Annotated in this window: 14 protein-coding genes and 3 pseudogenes; 4 read left to right on the plus strand and 13 right to left on the minus strand. The window is 59.6% G+C overall.

Translation table 11 applies throughout. From position 1 onward, the window contains the following. Positions 1-122 precede the first annotated feature (122 nt). Positions 123-290: pseudogene (locus AC0QTX_RS22745) on the plus strand (FAD-dependent oxidoreductase); the annotation flags it as partial. A gap of 237 nt (positions 291-527) precedes the next feature. On the opposite strand, the gene AC0QTX_RS22750 reads toward AC0QTX_RS22745, so the two are convergent. From AC0QTX_RS22750 to AC0QTX_RS22795, 10 genes are all read right to left on the minus strand, one after another. Next, positions 528-1,265 (minus strand): ABC transporter ATP-binding protein, encoded by a 738-nt coding sequence (locus AC0QTX_RS22750; RefSeq protein WP_474606094.1) that lies wholly within the window; start codon positions 1,263-1,265, stop codon positions 528-530. 3 nt (positions 1,266-1,268) lie between these two features. Further along, complete coding sequence (locus AC0QTX_RS22755; protein WP_474606095.1) at positions 1,269-2,015, minus strand: ABC transporter ATP-binding protein; 747 nt, start codon at positions 2,013-2,015, stop codon at positions 1,269-1,271. Continuing rightward, positions 2,012-2,992: a branched-chain amino acid ABC transporter permease gene (locus AC0QTX_RS22760; protein ID WP_474606096.1), complete on the minus strand. Its 981-nt coding sequence runs from the start codon at positions 2,990-2,992 to the stop codon at positions 2,012-2,014. The genes AC0QTX_RS22755 and AC0QTX_RS22760 overlap by 4 nt, the downstream gene beginning before the upstream one ends. After that, on the minus strand, positions 2,992-3,870 hold the full coding sequence (locus AC0QTX_RS22765) for a branched-chain amino acid ABC transporter permease (protein ID WP_474606134.1): 879 nt from the start codon (positions 3,868-3,870) through the stop codon (positions 2,992-2,994). The genes AC0QTX_RS22760 and AC0QTX_RS22765 overlap by 1 nt, the downstream gene beginning before the upstream one ends. A 158-nt stretch (positions 3,871-4,028) precedes the next feature. Continuing rightward, positions 4,029-5,165, minus strand: a complete 1,137-nt coding sequence (locus tag AC0QTX_RS22770) for an ABC transporter substrate-binding protein (RefSeq protein ID WP_474606097.1) — start codon at positions 5,163-5,165, stop codon at positions 4,029-4,031. Positions 5,166-5,661: 496 nt separating this feature from the next. Continuing rightward, positions 5,662-6,378, minus strand: coding sequence for an ABC transporter ATP-binding protein (locus AC0QTX_RS22775; RefSeq protein ID WP_474606098.1), 717 nt, complete (start codon positions 6,376-6,378; stop codon positions 5,662-5,664). After that, complete coding sequence (locus tag AC0QTX_RS22780; RefSeq protein WP_474606099.1) at positions 6,378-7,094, minus strand: ABC transporter ATP-binding protein; 717 nt, start codon at positions 7,092-7,094, stop codon at positions 6,378-6,380. The genes AC0QTX_RS22775 and AC0QTX_RS22780 overlap by 1 nt, the downstream gene beginning before the upstream one ends. After that, complete coding sequence (locus AC0QTX_RS22785; RefSeq protein ID WP_474606100.1) at positions 7,072-8,025, minus strand: branched-chain amino acid ABC transporter permease; 954 nt, start codon at positions 8,023-8,025, stop codon at positions 7,072-7,074. Before AC0QTX_RS22785 ends, AC0QTX_RS22780 begins: the two co-directional genes overlap by 23 nt. Then, positions 8,022-8,906 (minus strand): branched-chain amino acid ABC transporter permease, encoded by an 885-nt coding sequence (locus AC0QTX_RS22790; protein WP_474606101.1) that lies wholly within the window; start codon positions 8,904-8,906, stop codon positions 8,022-8,024. The genes AC0QTX_RS22785 and AC0QTX_RS22790 overlap by 4 nt, the downstream gene beginning before the upstream one ends. A gap of 121 nt (positions 8,907-9,027) precedes the next feature. Continuing rightward, on the minus strand, positions 9,028-10,218 hold the full coding sequence (locus AC0QTX_RS22795) for an ABC transporter substrate-binding protein (RefSeq protein ID WP_474606102.1): 1,191 nt from the start codon (positions 10,216-10,218) through the stop codon (positions 9,028-9,030). A 231-nt stretch (positions 10,219-10,449) separates the two neighbouring features. Between AC0QTX_RS22795 and AC0QTX_RS22800 the strand changes: the two genes are divergently transcribed. Beyond that, positions 10,450-11,835: an amidase gene (locus AC0QTX_RS22800; RefSeq protein WP_474606103.1), complete on the plus strand. Its 1,386-nt coding sequence runs from the start codon at positions 10,450-10,452 to the stop codon at positions 11,833-11,835. 224 nt (positions 11,836-12,059) lie between these two features. On the opposite strand, the gene AC0QTX_RS22805 is transcribed toward AC0QTX_RS22800, so the two are convergent. Further along, complete coding sequence (locus tag AC0QTX_RS22805) at positions 12,060-12,401, minus strand: hypothetical protein (RefSeq protein WP_474606104.1); 342 nt, start codon at positions 12,399-12,401, stop codon at positions 12,060-12,062. A 333-nt stretch (positions 12,402-12,734) separates the two neighbouring features. Here AC0QTX_RS22805 and AC0QTX_RS22810 point away from each other — a divergent pair. Then, a pseudogene (locus AC0QTX_RS22810) lies at positions 12,735-13,436 on the plus strand (IS6 family transposase). 732 nt (positions 13,437-14,168) lie between these two features. Here AC0QTX_RS22810 and glgX read toward each other — a convergent pair. Next, positions 14,169-16,391: pseudogene (glgX, locus tag AC0QTX_RS22815) on the minus strand (glycogen debranching protein GlgX). A gap of 216 nt (positions 16,392-16,607) precedes the next feature. Beyond that, entirely contained in the window at positions 16,608-16,973 is a 366-nt protein-coding gene (locus tag AC0QTX_RS22820; RefSeq protein WP_474606105.1) for a response regulator, read from the minus strand. A 597-nt stretch (positions 16,974-17,570) separates the two neighbouring features. Between AC0QTX_RS22820 and AC0QTX_RS22825 the strand changes: the two genes are divergently transcribed. Beyond that, complete coding sequence (locus AC0QTX_RS22825) at positions 17,571-18,374, plus strand: tyrosine-type recombinase/integrase (RefSeq protein ID WP_474606106.1); 804 nt, start codon at positions 17,571-17,573, stop codon at positions 18,372-18,374. Position 18,375: the final 1 nt, after the last annotated feature.

Below are 18,375 nucleotides of genomic sequence, written 5' to 3' on the forward strand. Positions count from 1 at the left end.
ACAGCAGGATCACTGAGCGATCGAAGTGGCGGCCTTTGAACATCTGAACCTCCGGAGTTTTGCCGGAGGCATACGCCGAACTGAGTTACTGAACTGTTTGCGACGGAACCCCTCAGGGAGCCCCCTATTCATTTCCAGGACGTGCTGCCCTGCAGCCGGCCCTAACACGCGACCTCGGGCGGGTTCACCTCGCAGGTGATTACCTCGAGTTCCCATGCATGGATGCAGCGATCTCAACTGCTTGTGAGGCGGCTGCGAGGATTGATACTGCTTTAGATGCAGCTGACTAATGCTCTGCAGCCGGTTGCTTTATAGCACTGGCTGCCAAACACCCTCAGCCCGCATGGTAGACAAGAGCAGACAGAACGTTACCTCGTGCAAGGGTTGAGAATTCGCACCTGCCGTGGTGTCACGGCGGGGATCGCGGCAGGCCACTGTCCGGACATTGGAGTCGAGCGCCCTTTTACCGTCCATCGGCCACCGTTTCGATGTAACCGAACGTGCGAACATTGCGGCATACTATCGCTTCAACGAGCACCGGCAACTGCATCGTCATGCACGTGACCGCCGAGAAAAAGCTGACCAACGCGCGGGTCGGTTAGCAACTTCTTCGCATCGTCGTGCATGCGGGTCTGGCCAAGCTCAAGCACCAAGCCATAATCTGATAGTGCGAGCGCGGCCTTGGCGTTCTGCTCCACCATCAGGATCGTCACGCCGCTGTCGCGCAGGCGGATCAAGGTTTGAGAGACCTCCCGCACCATGTTCGGCGACAGACCTATAGAGGGCTCATCGATGAGCACCAACTTAGGATCGAGCAGAAGCGAGCGGGCCACCTCGAGCTGCTTCTGCTGACCGCCGGAAAGCTCGATTGCCTTACGATTCCTGAACTCCCGCAACATCGGGAACTGGTCCATCACCCCTTCGATGCGCTGGCGCACCTTGGCTTGGTCGGACGCGGTGATCCCACCAAGCTCAAGGTTGTGATAAACCGAAAGTTGCGGCACCACATTGCGGCCCTGCGGCACATAGGTCACACCATGGGCGATCATCTGGCGCGGCGTCTGGCCCGTAACCTCTTGGTCGTCAAGGAGGATGTTGCCCGAGTGGATCTGCAGCAGGCCGAAGATCGCCTTGAACACGGTGGACTTGCCCGCACCGTTGGGACCGATCATTGTGGTGATCGACGCCTTCGGGATCCTGAACGAGACGCCGTTCAGAATCGTAATCTTACCGTACCCGCCATGGACGTTGCGCAGTTCAAGCATCAGTCAGCCACCGAGATAGGCATCGATTACAGTTTGGTTCAACCGAATGTCGTCTGGTGTCCCTTCGGCAATGACTGCACCTTCGGCGAGCACGATCACCCGGGTGCAGAGGCTCATCACGAACTCCATATTATGCTCAATCACCACGAATGTCGTGCCATGCTCAGCATTGTACGCGGCGAGCCGCTCCCTCAGGTGTGCGAGCATCGTTAGGTTCACGCCGCCCGCCGGTTCGTCGAGCAGCACGAGGGCTGGACCCGCCATGAAGGCCATAGCTGCATCCAGCAGCTTTTGCTGACCGTAAGACAGCGAGCCTGCCAGCGTGCCGCGCAAATGGTTCAGTCGGAAGAACGAAATCATCCTCTCAGCGTCAGCCGTGAGGCCAGCATCAGAGGAGCCAAAGAGTCGGGAGAGCATTGTGCCGCGATGCTCCTGCCCAGCCAGGACGATGTTGTCAAACACACTCATCTTCGGGAAAACAGAGAGCTGCTGGAAGGTGCGGCCGACGCCGAGCCTGTTCAGCTTCGATGGCCGTAGGCCGGAAACATCGCGGCCGTTGACGTGGACCTGGCCCGCATCAGGTTCGAGCTGACCGAGGATGCAGTTGAAGAGCGTCGACTTGCCGGAGCCGTTCGGCCCGATCAAGCCGAGGATCTCGCCCTTGTGCACGTCGAAGGACACGCCCTTGACGGCCTTGATGCCCCCGAAGTTCTTCTCGATGCTGCGGACAGAAAGGACCGGCTGGCTCATTTGAGCTGCGCCCCTTGCTGGAGATCGGCGCGGGCGACAGGCCGCGCGATAAATCGGTCGCGGATGCGGCCCCAAATGCCGATCATGCCTGTCGGGACGAAGATGAGCATGACGATCACGAGTACCGCGTAGATGATGAGATAGTAGCCTTCGGTGAAACGGAGGATCTCGGGCAGCAGGATCACGACGCCCGCGCCTAGGAATGGGCCGAAGAAGTAACCCGCACCACCGACCGCGACCATCAGTAGGATACGCAGGGAATGGGCGAGCCCGAAGGAGCCCGGCTCGATAAACTGCACGAGTGATGCAGTCAGTGCCCCGGCAAGACCGCCGTACATGGAACCGATAGCGAAAGCCAGAAGTGTGATGCGCCGGGTGTCAACCCCTAAGCTCTCGGCCCGGATCGGGTTCTCGCGCAGCGCTCTGAAGGCGCGGCCCCACGGCGAGCGAACAATGCCCCACATCGCAAGCGCGGCGATGATCGTCACTATCAGCGTGAAGTAGTAGAAGGGCAGCGAGCGCATCGTCGAAAAAAGACCAAGGTTCGGCCGTGGAATGCCGACGAGTCCGTAGGTCCCACCTGTCAACCACTCCTCGTTGCGCAGCACGAGGAAGACCAGCGTATTGAACGCGAGCGTCACGAATGCAAGGAAATGACCTTTCACGCGCAGAGCCGGATAGCCCAACCCGAACCCGACCACGAAACAGGCCAGCACGCCGAGCGGCATGGCCGCAAGCCAATGCCAGCCTGCAAGCGTGAGGAGCGCCGTCGTGTAAGCCCCGATAGCCATGAAGGAAGCTTGCGCCAGCGAGATCTGGCCGGCATAGCCCAGTGTTAGGTTGAGACCCATCGCGGCGATCGAGAAGATCAGCCAGGAGGTCATCACGTAGATGAGGTAGTTGCCTTGGCCGAGAGGCGCGACGATCGCCAGCGCGATCAGTGCCAGAATCAAGACGCGACGAAGCCAGGTGGCCATCAGACGGCCCTCCCCTCAGGCGTACCCAGAATGCCCTGCGGTCGGACCAGGATAATGAGGATCAGAAGGATCAACGGCAGCGCAGCGCGGTATTCGGCAGTGACGTAGGTGGCCACCAAGTTATCTAAGACGCCGATCAGCAAGCCACCCACCAGCGCGCCGCGGATCTGGTTAAAACCACCGACAATGGCCGCGATGAAGGCAATCAGGCCAAGGGTTTCGCCGTTGGAGAATTTGGCGAGATAGACCGGCGTGATGAGGAAGGAGGCGAGCGCCGCGAGCGCTGCGTTGATCAGGAACGTGTAGAGGACCATTCTCTTCACGTCGACCCCTAGGATCTCGGCCACAGCCGGATTCTGTGCAGTCGCCTGCATACAGCGGCCGGTTCGGGTGCGGTTGAGGAAGAGCGTCAGCAGGACAACGATGCCCAGCGAGAGAACGAGGTTCAGGATGTCCTGCAGGGAGACGACCGCGCCGAAGATGTTGATCGGGTCACTTGGGAATACGGACGGGAAAGGCTGCCCCTCTGCACTGTAGAACTCCTTCACACTCTCCCTAATCAGAATGCCGAGCGCGATTGTGGCAATGACAAGTGTAATGCCTCCGTGGGGCAGGATTGGAGCGACGACCAGCTTCTTGAATGCTGCTCCCAGAATGAGGATCGACATGGCGAGGCCGAACAGCAGCGCGCCCCAGAGCGGCAGATCGAAGTAGTTCAGGCCGACCAAGACGAGGAACGCCGGAAGCATGACGAACTCGCCCTGGGCGAAGTTGATCGTCTGGGCCGCCTGCCAGACCAGCGCAAAGCCGATCGCCACAAGCGCGTAGATGGATCCAGTCGCGAGACCGGACAGCAGAACCTGCAGGAACTGAGACATCATTTGTTTTTGCCTGAAGGCTGTGGCGACCGGCGCGGTCGGAACTAGAGCATCGAACCTAAAGGTGGAGCCCACATTCTAGGCCCGATGCTCTCCATAGGGAGCGGCGCATCGTTCGGGGAAGAAATGCCTCTACTTTCCCGATGATGCGCTAGCGATCAGTTGGCCGGAACGGTGCCGATCACGACTGGTGAGCCATTTCGGACCTGCACCATGAAGCTTGGACGGGACATCTCACCGCGGTTGTCCCAGCAGGTATCGAGCAGGATCCTCGGATACTTAGTGGCTGGCAGGCACAGGCCGTGCATCTTCTCGGAGAAGGCCTCGCCATCAAACTTGCCGACGAGTTCGGTCACGTACTTGGTCGTCCAGGCTCCGATATAGCCTTTGATCGCATCGTGGGTCGGAACACGCTTAAAGGTCTTCACGAACTTCTCTCTGAAGGCCGCAATCCCCTCGACCTGATCGGCAGTGGCCGTGATGCCGACGTGAGCGATCGCACCCTCAGCCGCGGGGCCAGCAAGCTCAATCACCTTGGCCTCCGTCAGCGTTACCTCGCCGACGAGCGGCATGGAGAGGCCCTGCTTCTTCGCCTCAATCAGGAAACGGGCGGACTCCTCTTGGTTCATATAGACGAACACAGCGTCGGCACCCGACTGCTTCAGCTTGGAGACGTCCGACGCATAGTCGGTCTGCGCCTGCTCGGATGGCACGTCGGCGAGAACCTCGATCCCAGCCTTCTTCATTTCGGCGATAAACACGTTGCGTCCGCCGCGGCCGAACTCGTTGTTCACCCAGGCGACGCCAACCTTCTTGGCCTTCAACGTGTCCTTGAAGTAGGGCACCAGGGCCGGGACGCCCTTCTGAGCGCCGGAGGAGGTGCGGAAGACAAACGGGTTGCCCTTCTCGACGATCGTTGGCGCCTCAGAACCGACGAATTGCGGCACGCCGTTCTGCTGCGCTACTAGCATGTTGACCAGCGTTGAGCCGGAATAGATCGTGCCCCAGATCGCATAGGCGCGCCCATCGATCGCCTTCTGCACCAGCGCACGTGATATCTGCGGATCGGTCTGCGTGTCGTACTCGGTGACCTTGACCGGCTTGCCGAGAATGCCGCCTTCCGCATTGATCTCGTCCACGGCGATCCTGATGCCGTCACGCCAGTTAGTGCCCGCCGGGGCGCCGGCGCCGGAGAGCTCGACGACAACGCCGATCTCAACGGCCTCTTGGGCCTGCGCCGCCCCTACTAGGGTCAGCAGCGCCGTGCTCAGCGCAAGAACGAATTTGGAATACATCGGTGCTCCTCCCTACCCTTTGTTAGGCCAGCGTTGTCTCGTTCGCACCGTCTGAACCGGTTCAGCAGACAGACAACGAATTTAGCCGTCCTGAAATTTTGTTGATCCTTTGACGACCTAAGCCGTAACGTCAATCCCAAATTTCGGCGGATATTGATAGATAATGATAAGATATCTGATATTTAATAATGTTCCAGAACTGTAAAGGGATTGTCGAAGGCAGCTTTCGCGATGAAGACTGGATATCCGACCTCGCCGGTCGAGTTTTCGAGATGGGCAGAAAAGACCGAGCGAGCCCAAGTAAGTCAGAACGCGAAATTCCCACAATACAGGGAACGTGAGCTCTCTCGCTTATGCCCGACGCTCTAAAGAAGGACCTTGTGACTGCGCCCGGAGCACAAGACCCCGCTACCAAGCGTCAAGACGCTCCTGAGAAGCTGTTATATAGTCTAACTATGCGCCTTTGCCTGTTGCTCTTGCATCTAATGGTCACAGATTACAGGCCGAGATAAGCCTTACGGATCATCGGGTGCCCCTGTAACTCCTCTGACGGGCCATCGAGCACCTGCTTGCCGTTCTCAAGCACGTAAACGCGGTGACTGACAGCGAGCACCTGCTTCACGTTCTGCTCCACCAGCAGGATTGGAAGACCAGTCTCGGCGACCCGTCTGATCGCTGCCATCACCTCTTTGACGAAAAGCGGCGACAGACCGAGACTTGGCTCGTCCATAATCAGCATTTTGGGCCCGAGCATAAGAGCACGTGCAATAGCCACCATCTGCTGCTGTCCGCCGGACAACTGACCAGCCATGGCGTTGGCGTAGCGAACAAGGTCCGGGAAGAGAGTTTCAACCTTCGCCATGTTCTCGTCCCGGACAGCCTTTGCTTCAGGCAAGTAGGCCCCCAGCATCAAATTCTCTCGCACGGTCATATTCGGGAACAACTGACGGCCCATAGGCACATGGGCCAATCCCTTACGCGCCATCTGATGAGGCCGTGCTCCCTTGATCTCCTCGCCGGCGAATAGGATGCGTCCGCTCCACGGAGCAATCATGCCCGAGATCGCCCTAAGGATCGTCGATTTGCCGCTCCCATTCCCCCCAACAAGGCCGACCAGTTCGCCGCGACTCACATGAAGAGATGCACCGAACACCACCTTCAGCGCGCCGTAGCCAAGGTCGACATTGTCAACCTGCAGAATTGCCTGCTCCATCAATCGGTCCCCAGATACGCTTCGATCACGCGCTCATTGCTCGTTACCTGCTGCGGAGTGCCTTCAGCGATCTTCTCACCACTGGCGAGTACAATGACATGATCGGACAGCTCAATTATCGCCTCCATGATGTGTTCGACCATCAGGACCGCGAGACCTTGCGCGCTTAATGATCTCACGAAAGCGATCATCTCCCGCAACGCAGGAGGATTCAGACCCGCCATGATCTCGTCGAGAAAGATCACCTTCGGCGTTACAGCAAGCGCCTTCGCCAGCTCCAGCCGCCTTCGGCGCGCAAGGTTGAGATCTAGTGCGGGCTGGTGAGCGCGATCCGCCAGCCCTACCTGCTCGAGGACACTCATTGCGAGGCGCTCCGCCTCGCTCCGCCGTTTGGCCGTCAGAAACGCGGCAACGAGCACATTCTCCACGACCGTCAACTCCTCAAACGGCCGTTCGGTCTGGAAAGTCCGGCCGAACCCCAAACGGGTCCGCTTAAATGCCGGGAGCGCGGTGATATCCTTATCGAGCAAGGTGATCCTGCCGGAGTGCATGGGGGCAAAGCCCGTCACCGCATTAAACAGTGTGGTCTTGCCGGCTCCGTTCGGGCCGATTAACCCAAGGATCTCGCCGGAGCCAAGGGACAGGGAAACGTTGTTGACGGCCGTTACCCCACCAAACTTAACGGTAATGCCGTCAGCCCTGAGCACGTTTGGCATAGAGCCTCCGAATATGTCTGCGGGCCAGCTCCCCGACAATGCCGCGGGGAACGAAAAGCACGACCACCAAGATCAGGATCCCGTAGATGAGCATGTTCGCCTCAGCGAACGTGGTACGGAACATCTCTCCCGCTCCGATCAGCACGATGGCGCCGACTGCGGGCCCCCAGATCGTCCCGCGCCCACCGATGATGGCTGTGAGGGCGATCTGCACGGACAGGAGAAGGGCGAAAATGACGTGCGGTTCAATGAACGCTAGTACGATCCCATAAATTCCCCCGCCGATCGAGGTGAGCGCAGCGGACAGCATGAACGCCTTCAGCTTCGTCGCCGTCGGATCGATGCCCGCTGCCATCGCCGAGTCCTCGTCTTCGCGAACAGCCCGTAGCTGATAGCCGAACCGGGCCCGAGAGATCACGATGACGGTAGCAATCACCACTGTTGCGAAGGCGAGCGCCATGTAGAACTGGGCCGTTCTGGAGAAGAGATCGATGCCAAACGGCTCCGGGAGGGTTGCAATGAATACGCCCGTAGCGCCTCCGGATAACCATTCCTCGTTGATGGCGACCAACCGGAGGATCTCCGCAACTGCGATGGTGGAAAGCGAAAAGTACGGCCCACGCAGGCTGAAGGTCAGCCATCCCCAAAAATAGGCGAGGACTGCCGCAACAGCGGCTGCCATGGCCATTGTCCACCACGGCGCAAGTCCGAACTGCCCCTCGCCGATGGCGACGAAATAGGCTCCGAGGCCCACGAACGATGCATGGCCAAGGCTCACCTGGCCACTCCATCCGCCGAGCAGGTCCCAGGATGTGGCCCAGCCGGCAAACAGCAGGACAGAGATCGCAACCGTCAGATTGTTTGGGAAGATGGCCGGGTAGGCCATGCCGACAGCGAGCAGCACGCCTAGTCCAATGAGATGCTTTGTCATACGCGTTTCACCGTCCGTCCAAACAGACCCTCAGGCCGGAAAAGCAGGATCAGCAGGAACGCAATCAATCCATAAGCCTCACGGTATTCGGACATGAAGTAAGAGGCGCCCAGAACCTCAACCACACCCAGCAGAATGCCTCCGGCGATCGCCGCACCGACGTTCCCCAACCCACCGAGAACCGTCACGACGAAAGCCTTCAGGGTGAAAACGGCCCCCGTGTTGGTCGGAGTTGCGAACAGGAGCGGGATAAGCGTGACCCCTGCCATGACCGCCAGCATCACGCCGAGACCAAAGACGATGCTATGGATCCGCCGCGTATCAATGCCAACGAGCTCGGCGCCAAGCCGGTTTTCCGCAGTGCCGCGGATGGCACGGCCAACTTCGGTCCGGTTGAGCAGCGCATAGAGTGCCGCGATCATGATGACCGTTGCGATCCCAGCAAGGAGCAGGACCATAGAGACGTTGACCCCGGCGATTGAAAAGGTCGATGAGGCATACGACACCTGCACCGAGCGTGGCTCGCCCCCAAAGGTGAGCAGGATCGTGTTGCCGATGATCAACGAGATTCCGAGTGTCGCCAGAAGTGCTGACTCCGGCGGCGCATCGACGACGCGTGAGAGGATGAAGCGCTCAACAATGACGCCAGCAAAGAAGCCGATTGGCATCGCAAGAAGCAGCGACAGATATGGGTCCCATCCGAGCAGGGCGTTGAAGAGGACTGCACTGTACATGCCGAGCACGACGAAATCGCCATGCGCGAAGTTGATCGTGCGCATGACGCCGAACACAAGGGTCAGGCCAATTCCGATGAGGGCATAAACGCCCCCGATCAAAACGCCGTTGGCGATGTTCTGTAGAAAAATGTCCAAATCGGCCATTCCTGTTCCTGATTGCTGTCACGTGTTCATCCGCTGCGAGCAAGTGCGCGGTTGCGAGGCAATCGTCATGTGTGACTGCCGTTTTGGTTGGACCGGCGGCTGTGCCGCCGGTCCAATTGTGTTAGCGGGTTGACCATTCCGGCGTAGGATGCTGCGCCTGCTTCGCAGCGAGATCATCCGGGAATACCGTGACGTGCTTGCCGTCCTGGATCTGCAGGATAAGGCTTCGGATCGGGTTCTGGCCCTGGAAGCCGTCAGCACTTTTGAAGTTCACTGTCGTCACGGGCGTGGTGATGTCGGTGGCAGCCAGTGCCTCGCGCACAGAGTCACGCGACTTCGGGTCAGCACGGCGCAGAGCATCGGCCGCGACCATGAGCGCGAGATAACCCTCTGCCTCATAGAACGATGGTTCACCGCCGGCCTTGGCCTTCAGGCGCTCATAGAGCTCTTGAGCACCGGGATACTTCACGTCCTGACTCCAGCTTACGGCTGTTGCAACATAGTCAGCCGATTTTCCGACTTGCTGAACGAAGCTCGGAAGAGCCGCGGATGTATCGATGGCGATGACCTTGGCATTGAGGCCAACCTCACGCATCTGCCGAGTGATTGCGACACCATCCTCTGCATAGGACACAATATAGAGGATATCCGGGTTGGCGCCGCGGAAGCGATTGAGGATCGGCCGGAAATCAGTGACACCCTGATCATAGGATTGGTCACCGACAACCTTGTACCCGCGCTCTGAGGCGAGACGCTTGCCCTCTTTCGCAAGTGAGGTTGGCCACGCACCATTACCGTACAGCATAGCGACCGTCTCAAGAGGCACATCTTTCTTTGTATTCTTGAGATGGTCGAAATAGTCAAAATATGCCTTCCCGACGATCGTCGAATTGTGCTTAGCGCGGAACACCCACGGCGAACCCGGCTTCGTGATGCTGTCGTCGGCGCTGCCCAGAACGATCATCGGAACCTTCTGGCGCGTCAGGAACTGAGCAAGTGGTCCTGTAATCGAGGAGGCGTAGGAGCCAATGACAAGCGGAACGCCTTTGCTGGCAAAGCTCTCAGCTGCGGCAAGCGCGCTCTTCGCTTCGGATCGGTCATCCTGGATCGTGAGGGTGAGCTGCTGACCCTTGATACCTCCGTTCGCATTGATCTCGTCAAGTGCAACCTGAAGGCCTGTGCGATAACGTTCGCCGAATGCCGCGAAGTTACCTGAAAGGCTGTTGATAACGCCAACCTCAACCTGCGCCTGAGCCGGAGCGCCGGCGATGGATAGAGTAGCTGCCAAGGCAGCGGCGATAGCGATCTTCATTTGTTTCCTCACCTTTTTATCTGCTTCACTGGGAAGTCTTTTGCTGCGAGAAAGAAACCCTTCTGCAGTGACTTGAGCCTAGTGCGCGTGTTCCCGCCCCGCCAAACATTTTTTTCTCGACAGAGCTTAGCTCGATATTATCCTCCGCTGCGAAATGACATCGGTCAGGGTTCGCATACCTGTGCTGCGAAAGCGGCCATGTTTCAATATTACGAAGGACGCTAAATAGTCATGTTGGAAGATGATCCATTTCGTAAGGGAGGACTCAGTGATTTTGCCCGACGGTTTCGAGCTGGCGAGATTTCAGCCGAGGACGTGACGCGGGCTTATCTCTCCCGCATCGAAGTGCTGGACCCGAGGCTCGGCGCATTCCAGCATGTTGCTGCCGAGCAGGCGCTTGAGACCGCCCGCGCAATTGACGCGCTCTATTCAGCTGGCACGGATCTTGGTCCGCTGATGGGTGTGCCCGTAGCCGTGAAGGATCTGTTCGTCGTCGAAGGTATGCCCACGACAGCGGGCACCAAAATGAACATCGACGACATCGCTGGACCAGAAGGCCCCCTGGTCAAGAGCTTGCGTCAGGCAGGATGCGTTATCCTTGGCAAGACAAAGACCGTCGAGTTCGCCCTCGGCATCACTGGCGTCTCCAGTGCCCAGGGAACACCGATCAATCCATGGGACGCACAAACTCCGCGCCTTCCTGGAGGCTCGAGCTCCGGTTCAGGCGTTGCAGTCGCTGCCAGTTTGTGTGCCTTTGCCATTGGTTCAGATACGGGCGGTTCAGTCCGCGTCCCCGCCGCGTTCAATGGGATATTCGGGCTCAAGACGACACCCGGTTTCTTCTCGACTGATGGCGCCTTCCCCCTGGCCCCTCATTTAGATACGCCTGGCCTGCTAACGCGCAGTGCCCGAGACGCTGCGATTGCTGTGGCTACGCTCACTGGTGAACCGGAAGCACGCCCTCTTCCTGTCGAAGCGCTCCGGCTCGGCGTTCCGCAGGAGTACTTCTTCGACAACCTCGATCCGGTTGTCGAAGCGCAAATTAGGGGTGCGATGGAAGCTCTATCGGCTGCAGGGTGCCGGTTGAGGCCTGTGTCTGTTCCCGAGGCGAGCGAACGCGAGCGTTATTTCCCAGCTGTTCTCCCGGCCTGCCTCATCGCGACCCTTGGCCGAGATCGCTTCCTTGCCGGTCGCGACCAGATGGATCCAATTGTTGCGAAGCGCGCGACGTCTGGCCTTGATGTGACGGCAGCAGATTATCTGGCTCTTGAGGCAAAGCGAACCAAGTCCCGCCAGAGCGTGTCCGAAAAGTTCTCAGGGTTCGACGGTTGGGTCACTCCGACGACCGCGACGCCTCCACCCTCTGTGGCTGACCTGGACGATGAACAGAAGGCCCTTGACCTCGCTCTGGGCATGACCCGCAACACTCAGCCTGCGAATTATTTCGCATGTCCCGCCGTGAGCATTCCCCTGCCGCAGAAGCCTGGGAATCTCCCAATAGGACTGCAAATCATATGTCCTGAAGGGGCTGATATGCAGGCACTGTCAGTTGCACTAGCGATTCAAGAAGTGCTCGGCACTCCTGAGGCTCCAAACTTGACCAATTTCCTGGGCTAACCAAGTCCACGATTAGGAAACGACGCTTCCTTGGAGTATCAGTCCCCATCTGGGGACTGATACACAAACCCAAGCTCCCTTCCTTGGAGCCGGGAGCTCACCGGTCTAATTTCAGCTGGCGCTTGGCTTTCCATTGCGGTTTAGAATTCGTCCCCTCTCAGCCGCAGCAGTAGCGATGGCCGAATCCAGCTCTCCAGCACGCACGGCCTCAATGAGACTGTCGATCAGCGTAGGGAGCTTGGGGAGAGGACCAACCCCGTGGCCGTCTTGCCTTTCGCAATTTCCAGTGGCCGACCGCCGTACTGCATGATGAAGTGCGTCGTGCGGCTTCCGTCTTCGAACCAGCCTTTGCGGACACGCCGAGGCACCTCCACCCGGACACGAGCCCCTTCCCCGTTTGTGCGCATGATAAAGTGCTTCGGCGGGTCGAAGACCGTTCCAGCGATCGTTGCCTCGGCAAGCTGCTTTTGAAGCGCAAGGTTCTCGACGAGCTTCTCGCGACCTCGCTCAACAGGTGTCTTGGCCTGCGCGGCGGCCTTTGCATCTGACAACTTCAGCGACTTCAAAACCGACATGTTATCTCCCTCGTCATCGCCCTTTGGGCGCCGATGTCGGGACGATATTGCCGTTGTTACTCTGTTTCAACAGAAGATTGCCGCAGCCCGCAGCCTTTCTATCTCGAGGATCCCCCTGCTCCGGTGTCCGGTAGCTAATCAAGCCACCTCTGAAAGGACCGCGAACGAGGCAAAGATGCAATGCTCTGGATGCGCGTCAGGTCAACTGGATAGCGAGAGACAGAACGTAAACACTTCCCATCAGATTGCGTTACAGGGCACGAGGACCGAACGGTGTTGTAACATTAACCCGGACATGAGATCGAGCGGTGTAGATGATCCGGCATGAGCAAGCCCATCAGCTACAAACGCCACCGCTTTTCGCCTGAGATCATCGCCCATGCGGTGTGGTTGTACTTCCGGTTTCCTCTGAGCCTGCGGCTGGTCGAGGAGATGCTGCTCGAGCGCGGCATCGTCTTGTCCTATGAGACGGTCCGCCGGTGAGCGCTGAAGTTCGGGCCAGCTTACGCTCGCCGCCTCAGGCGTAAGACGCCAAGCCGCCGCGACATCTGGCACCTCGATGAGGTCGTGGTCACGATCTCTGGCCGGAAGCACTGGCTCTGGCGGGCCGTGGATCAGGATGGTTACGTGCTCGATGAGGTCGTGCAGACGCGCCGCAACACCAAGGCGGCCAAGCGCTTGCTGAAACGGCTCTTGCGCAAGCAGGGTTGCCCACCTCGGCGGATGATCACCGACAAGCTCGGCTCCTACGCAGCCGCCCGAAGCCAGATCATGCCAGATGTCGAACACCGCTCGCACAAGGGGCTCAACAATCGGGCGGAGAATTCGCATCTGCCGTTCCGTCGACGCGAGCGGGTGATGCAAGGCTTTCGATCGCCTAGGTACCTGCAGCGGTTCGTCAGTGTCTTCTCGGCCATCCGCAATCTCTTCGTTCCACCCCGCTCCCACCGCTCCGCCACTGCCACCCATCTCTACCGCCTCAACGCCATGGCGGAATGGAAGTCTGCGGCCAGCGTCGCCGCTTGAAGCTGTCATGCGGCCGAATTTGTCTCAATGCGCCCGATGCTGGTTAACGTGACAACACCACACCGTACAGTTCCGCTGCGACCTTGTCAGCGGCTCCCTGGGCGGTTGCCGGGTCGGGCAGGTCCACTCCTCCCTTGCCCAGACAAACCGATCCTTGGAGCGCAGGTGGAAATAGCAGCGGGGCATTGGCATCTCCAGGTTAGGAGGCGGAGCCGCAGGTGATTGCCCGCTACAACTTCAAGCGACGGATCCTCGTTCGATGATAGGGGCAAGTTTTGTCTGGGATGACCGAGCTGGGTTCCAGCACCTGTAAGCCACCCTGGTCGGACAGCGGACATGAAACAGGTCCCGTCGCTGAGCGACGGCCCGTGGTGAGCCGAAGGTCACAAGTCACTGACGGTATTGGTCTGCAAAGTATCTCCGACGCTTTACCGTTGAGCTGGCGGTAGTTTGGTGCCCTTTCGGGCAGTGACGGAAGGGGTCGGTACGGCCTCCTCTCCCGCTGCGCTCAATTCGGCGGCGCCTCAGCAAGGTCATACAGGCTCTAGCGACCCGCGCCGGATAACCTGCTTCACCAAACAGGGCGGTCGCAATTTCGGCCTCTGTCAGACCTGAGCTGCGGATCAGAAGTGCTTCAATCTCATCAGCAATGGCCATGGCAATCCTCAGGTTGGCTATGAGGACGGGGCTCGCCGCTGCTGGGAGCGACGAAACTACGAAGGCATACCACCATCAAAGGGCCTTTTGTGCAAACGCGATTGGCGTTGAGGTGACAGTCTCGAACGCCCTCAGCACGTGCTGGAAGGAGAGATCAGCAGCCGTCCGATGGCCCTTCTGTCGTGCCGGCCTGAGGATGAAGAGCAGCAGCGAGCGTCCTGTCACCTCGTACACATGCCCGAAGTCGAAATCCGCCAGATCATCATTGTCCCCCTGGTTCGTGTCGATCAGGCGGACCCAACGCCTGCCTCCGACGGCCTCTGGCAGTGTGAACGGCACCAGGTCCTCATGTGCATTCAGGATCAGGAGCAGCGTCGAGTCCGACCCGAGCCGGCGCACGCCCGTCTCCTGCGCCTGCCCGTCCAGGAGAACCCCCATGCAACGCCCGTTGAGATCCTGCCAGTGATCGACCGTCATCTCGTCGCCCGTGGGTGTGAGCCACGTCACGTCCTTGACGCCGAGTTCTTCGTCATACTCGCCGGTCAAGAACCGCCCCCGGCGCAACATGGGCAAGGCGCACCGGATGGCCAGCAGCTTCTGCACGAACTCGGCCAGGCACCGCTGGTCAGGGTCAATCCCCTCCCAATCGAGCCAGGAGATCTCGTTATCCTGGCAATAGGCATTGTTGTTGCCCTGTTGAGTGCGGGCGAACTCGTCACCGGCGAGCAGCATCGGCGTGCCCCGCGACAAGAGAAGGGTCGCCAGCATGGTACGCATGTGACGGAACCCCAGGTCGCGGATCTTGGGATCCGCCGTCGGCCCTTCGAAGCCATAGTTCATCGACAGGTTGTGCGAGTGCCCGTCGCGATTGCCCTCACCGTTCGCCTCATTGTGCTTGTGGTTGTAGCAAACGAGGTCGTTGAGGGTGAAGCCGTCATGGGCGGTGATGAAGTTGACGGAGGCCCACGGCTTGCGCCCGCGCCTGTTGAACAGATCCGCCGAGGCGGTCAGGCGAGAGGCGAGCTCCGGCAGCTTGCCCTCCTCGCCTTTCCAGTACGCTCGTACCGTATCGCGGTAGCGGTCGTTCCACTCGGCCCATCCGGGAGAGAAGCGCCCGACCTGGTAGCCTCCCGGGCCGCAGTCCCACGGTTCCGCGATCAGCTTGACCTGGCTGAGCACCGGATCCTGCTGGCAGGCATCCATGAAGCGGCCATCCTCGTCAAAGCCGTGCGGCTCCCGCGCCAGGATCGTGGCGAGGTCGAAGCGGAAGCCATCCACACGCATCTCCTGCGCCCAGTAGCGCAGGCTGTCACTAACGAGCTGAAGCACGCGGGAGTGGCTCAGATTGACCGTGTTGCCGGTGCCGGTATCGTTGATGTAGTAGCGCGGATCCGGCGCCAGCCGGTAGTACGAAGCATTGTCGATGCCCTTGTATGACAGGGTCGGCCCGAGCTCGTTGCCTTCAGCGGTGTGGTTGTAGACCACGTCCAGGATTGCCTCCAGCCCGGCATCGTGGAGATGGGCCACCATCTCCTTGAACTCGGCGAACGCGAAGGTCGGGTTGGCGGCATAGCGGCGGGCTGGGGCAAAAAAGCCGATGGTGTTGTAGCCCCAGTAGTTCTTGAGCCCCTTCTCAGCGAGATAGCTGTCGTCGACGAAGGTGTGCACGGGCAGGAGTTCGATGGCCGTGACGCCGAGCGAGCGGATGTAGTCGAGAGCAGCCGGGCTGGCGAGACCAGCATAGGTGCCGCGCAGTTTCTCCCGCACGGCCGGGTTGCGCATGGTGAAGCCGCGCACATGGGCTTCATAGATCACCGTCTTCTCCCAGGCTGTCTGCGGAGAGCGCTCCCCGCCCCAGGTGAAGGCCTGATCGATCACGCGGGCCTTCATCATGAACGGCGCGCTGTCACGGGTGTCGAAGGTGAGGTCGTTGGCGGTTTCCATCTCATAGCCGAACAGCGCCGGGTTCCAGATGATCTGACCTTCGATCTACTTGGCGTAAGGATCGAGCAGGAGTTTGTTGGGATTGAAGCGATGGCCTGCGGCGGGCTCGTAGGGGCCATGAACCCGGTAACCGTAGATCGTGCCAGGGCGTGCATCCGGCAGGTAGCCGTGCCAGACCTCATTGGTGTACTCGGGCAGCTCAAGGCGCTCCAGCTCACGCTCGCCCCTATCATCGAAGATGCAGAGCTCGACCTTGGTGGCGTTGGCGGAAAATTGGGTGAAGTTGACCCCCAGCCCGTCCCATGTCGCTCCAAGTGGGAACGGACGGCCTTCGAGGATACGGGACTTGCGCATGGCTTGAGGAGCGGAGGGGCGCCCTCCCGCAGGAATGGACTTGGTGCTCTCAAAATTCATGAATGGCTCGGAGGTGTGGCCGGGCGGAAAGCGCGCTGAGGATCTACTAACGCGAAGGTTGCCGCGAAGGTCCACCATGCCTGAGCCGGATGGCATCAATCGTTGCCAAGGTACTTCAGGAAGGCCGCAGATCCTGGTTGATCCCGGTTTCGTGGGCTATGTTGTCTTCCTGCGGGCCCGAAGGATCTCCGCCACAAGCCGGCCCGGGAGAGCTGGTTTGCGCAGGGTCACGAGTTCGGGATGCCGCTCCCTGACCCTTGCTGGCAAGTCGCCGCCGCTATAAACAACCGTCGGGGATCTACGAGCCTGAAGCGCCTCCAGAACCGGCGTGACCGCGCCATCGCTCAAATTGAGATCGAGCACCGCCGTATCGAAGGACAACCTCCGTATCATCTGCCGTGCCTCGCTTACGCTGCGGGCAATGCCAACGACTTCGCCCTCGGCATCCTCCACCACATCTGAGAGGGTGGCAGCGACCAAGGGCTCGTCCTCGACAATCAGGACCCGGATGCCATTGAGCATGATGAAATCCTCTTGGCCCGCTGGGCCAACCGCAACGGCAAGATTGCCATCTGGAAACAGCTTAAGTCTAAGACCCAGCGACGAGTTCCCAGGCATGCCACTCCTGCCGGCTGTGGTTTGACGACGCTCCCTAAGCGCGGCTGCATGAAGGCTGACTTCAGCGTACGGCCGCCGAAACTGAGAACGCACCACGCCCTCAGCCGCATCACGCGCATGGTAGCCAAGATTGTGCAGCCTCGAAGCGATGCAGTGCCGTGACCGAAGCTAAGAAAGAAACTCCGCTTCAGAATTCGTTTGCCGGAATATCCGCATGGGGTCGAAACCGGTCCATTGGGGTGGCTGTGTAAGGTCAGCTCATCGCGCAGTTGCAGAAGTTGCGGTACCTAACGCAAGGAAGGCGGACCTGGCGCAGATTGCTCGAATTTTGTCTGCTGTTACCCGTGGCGTTACCCGGCAGAAAAAGGCACGCGCGGCTGCGGACGCGAGAGATCCATAAAAGCCCATGCCGGTTAGGGTTTGAGGTGGTGAGCGCGCTGGGACTCGAACCCAGGACCCTCTGATTACGAACAAGAGGCTGGAGGCACTCCCAGCACCTACATGATCGAACTGGCCTGGAAGGTGCTGTCGATCGCTCGCCAAGTGGGTGGTTTCGAAGACCTAGCCCTGGAGCGGCTCGATGAGATCCGCTTCGAGCTTGAGGAGCACAGAAGTGAGGAGATGACCGAGTTCAATCTCGCGCTCGTCCATAAGGTCCTGAGCGGCCCGATCTGGGATGAGGTCATCCGGACGCCCTATCGCCTGATCGAGGAAGCTCGCAGCCTGCGCGACCACGCTCCTGTCAAGGCTGCCTTACGTGCCCAGTTGGCGGTTGCGGTGGGGCTCCGCACCGCAGCTCCGGTGCGCTGTGGCAACCTTGTGCGGATCCGCCTGGAGCACAACCTGATCCGCCCAGGCGGCCCTGGAACCCGCTACGTGCTGATCTTCCCAAAGTACGATGTAAAGAACCGCGTGAAGCTCGAGTTCAAGCTTAGTGAGCGGCTCACGGCGCTCATCGACGAGTACCTGCATGACCATCGTCCTGTGCTGCTGAGGGGGCACAATGAGCTGTGGTTGTTCCCTGGCGAGGGCGGATCATTCAAGACGCCGAGCATGTTCAGCGAGCAGATCACCAGCGCCGTCGAGAAGGCCACAGGCTTGAGGGTGCGCACCCACCAGTTCCGTCATGCCGCCGCCGCCCTGATCCTGAAGCGCGAGCCGGGCAACTACGAGTTCGTGCGCCGGATCCTCGGGCATAAGAGCCTGAAGACCACCATGAAGTTCTACATTGGTCTTGAGAGCTCCACGGCGACCGAGCGCTTTGGCGAGATCGTCGACTCTCATCTTGATAACGAGGAGAAGTGAG

The sequence above is a fragment of the Microvirga sp. jy35 genome (assembly GCF_056148915.1).

Excerpts from the sequence above, each read along its gene's own strand:
- AC0QTX_RS22800 (WP_474606103.1), top strand. The coding sequence starts at position 10,450 with ATGTTGGAAGATGATCCATTTCGTAAGGGAGGACTCAGTGATTTTGCC.
- AC0QTX_RS22785 (WP_474606100.1), bottom strand. The coding sequence starts at position 8,025 with ATGACAAAGCATCTCATTGGACTAGGCGTGCTGCTCGCTGTCGGCATG.
- AC0QTX_RS22760 (WP_474606096.1), bottom strand. The coding sequence starts at position 2,992 with ATGGCCACCTGGCTTCGTCGCGTCTTGATTCTGGCACTGATCGCGCTG.
- AC0QTX_RS22765 (WP_474606134.1), bottom strand. The coding sequence starts at position 3,870 with ATGTCTCAGTTCCTGCAGGTTCTGCTGTCCGGTCTCGCGACTGGATCC.
- AC0QTX_RS22780 (WP_474606099.1), bottom strand. The coding sequence starts at position 7,094 with ATGCCAAACGTGCTCAGGGCTGACGGCATTACCGTTAAGTTTGGTGGG.
- AC0QTX_RS22775 (WP_474606098.1), bottom strand. The coding sequence starts at position 6,378 with ATGGAGCAGGCAATTCTGCAGGTTGACAATGTCGACCTTGGCTACGGC.
- AC0QTX_RS22820 (WP_474606105.1), bottom strand. The coding sequence starts at position 16,973 with ATGCTCAATGGCATCCGGGTCCTGATTGTCGAGGACGAGCCCTTGGTC.
- AC0QTX_RS22790 (WP_474606101.1), bottom strand. The coding sequence starts at position 8,906 with ATGGCCGATTTGGACATTTTTCTACAGAACATCGCCAACGGCGTTTTG.
- AC0QTX_RS22770 (WP_474606097.1), bottom strand. The coding sequence starts at position 5,165 with ATGTATTCCAAATTCGTTCTTGCGCTGAGCACGGCGCTGCTGACCCTA.
- AC0QTX_RS22795 (WP_474606102.1), bottom strand. The coding sequence starts at position 10,218 with ATGAAGATCGCTATCGCCGCTGCCTTGGCAGCTACTCTATCCATCGCC.
- AC0QTX_RS22825 (WP_474606106.1), top strand. The coding sequence starts at position 17,571 with ATGATCGAACTGGCCTGGAAGGTGCTGTCGATCGCTCGCCAAGTGGGT.
- AC0QTX_RS22750 (WP_474606094.1), bottom strand. The coding sequence starts at position 1,265 with ATGCTTGAACTGCGCAACGTCCATGGCGGGTACGGTAAGATTACGATT.
- AC0QTX_RS22755 (WP_474606095.1), bottom strand. The coding sequence starts at position 2,015 with ATGAGCCAGCCGGTCCTTTCTGTCCGCAGCATCGAGAAGAACTTCGGG.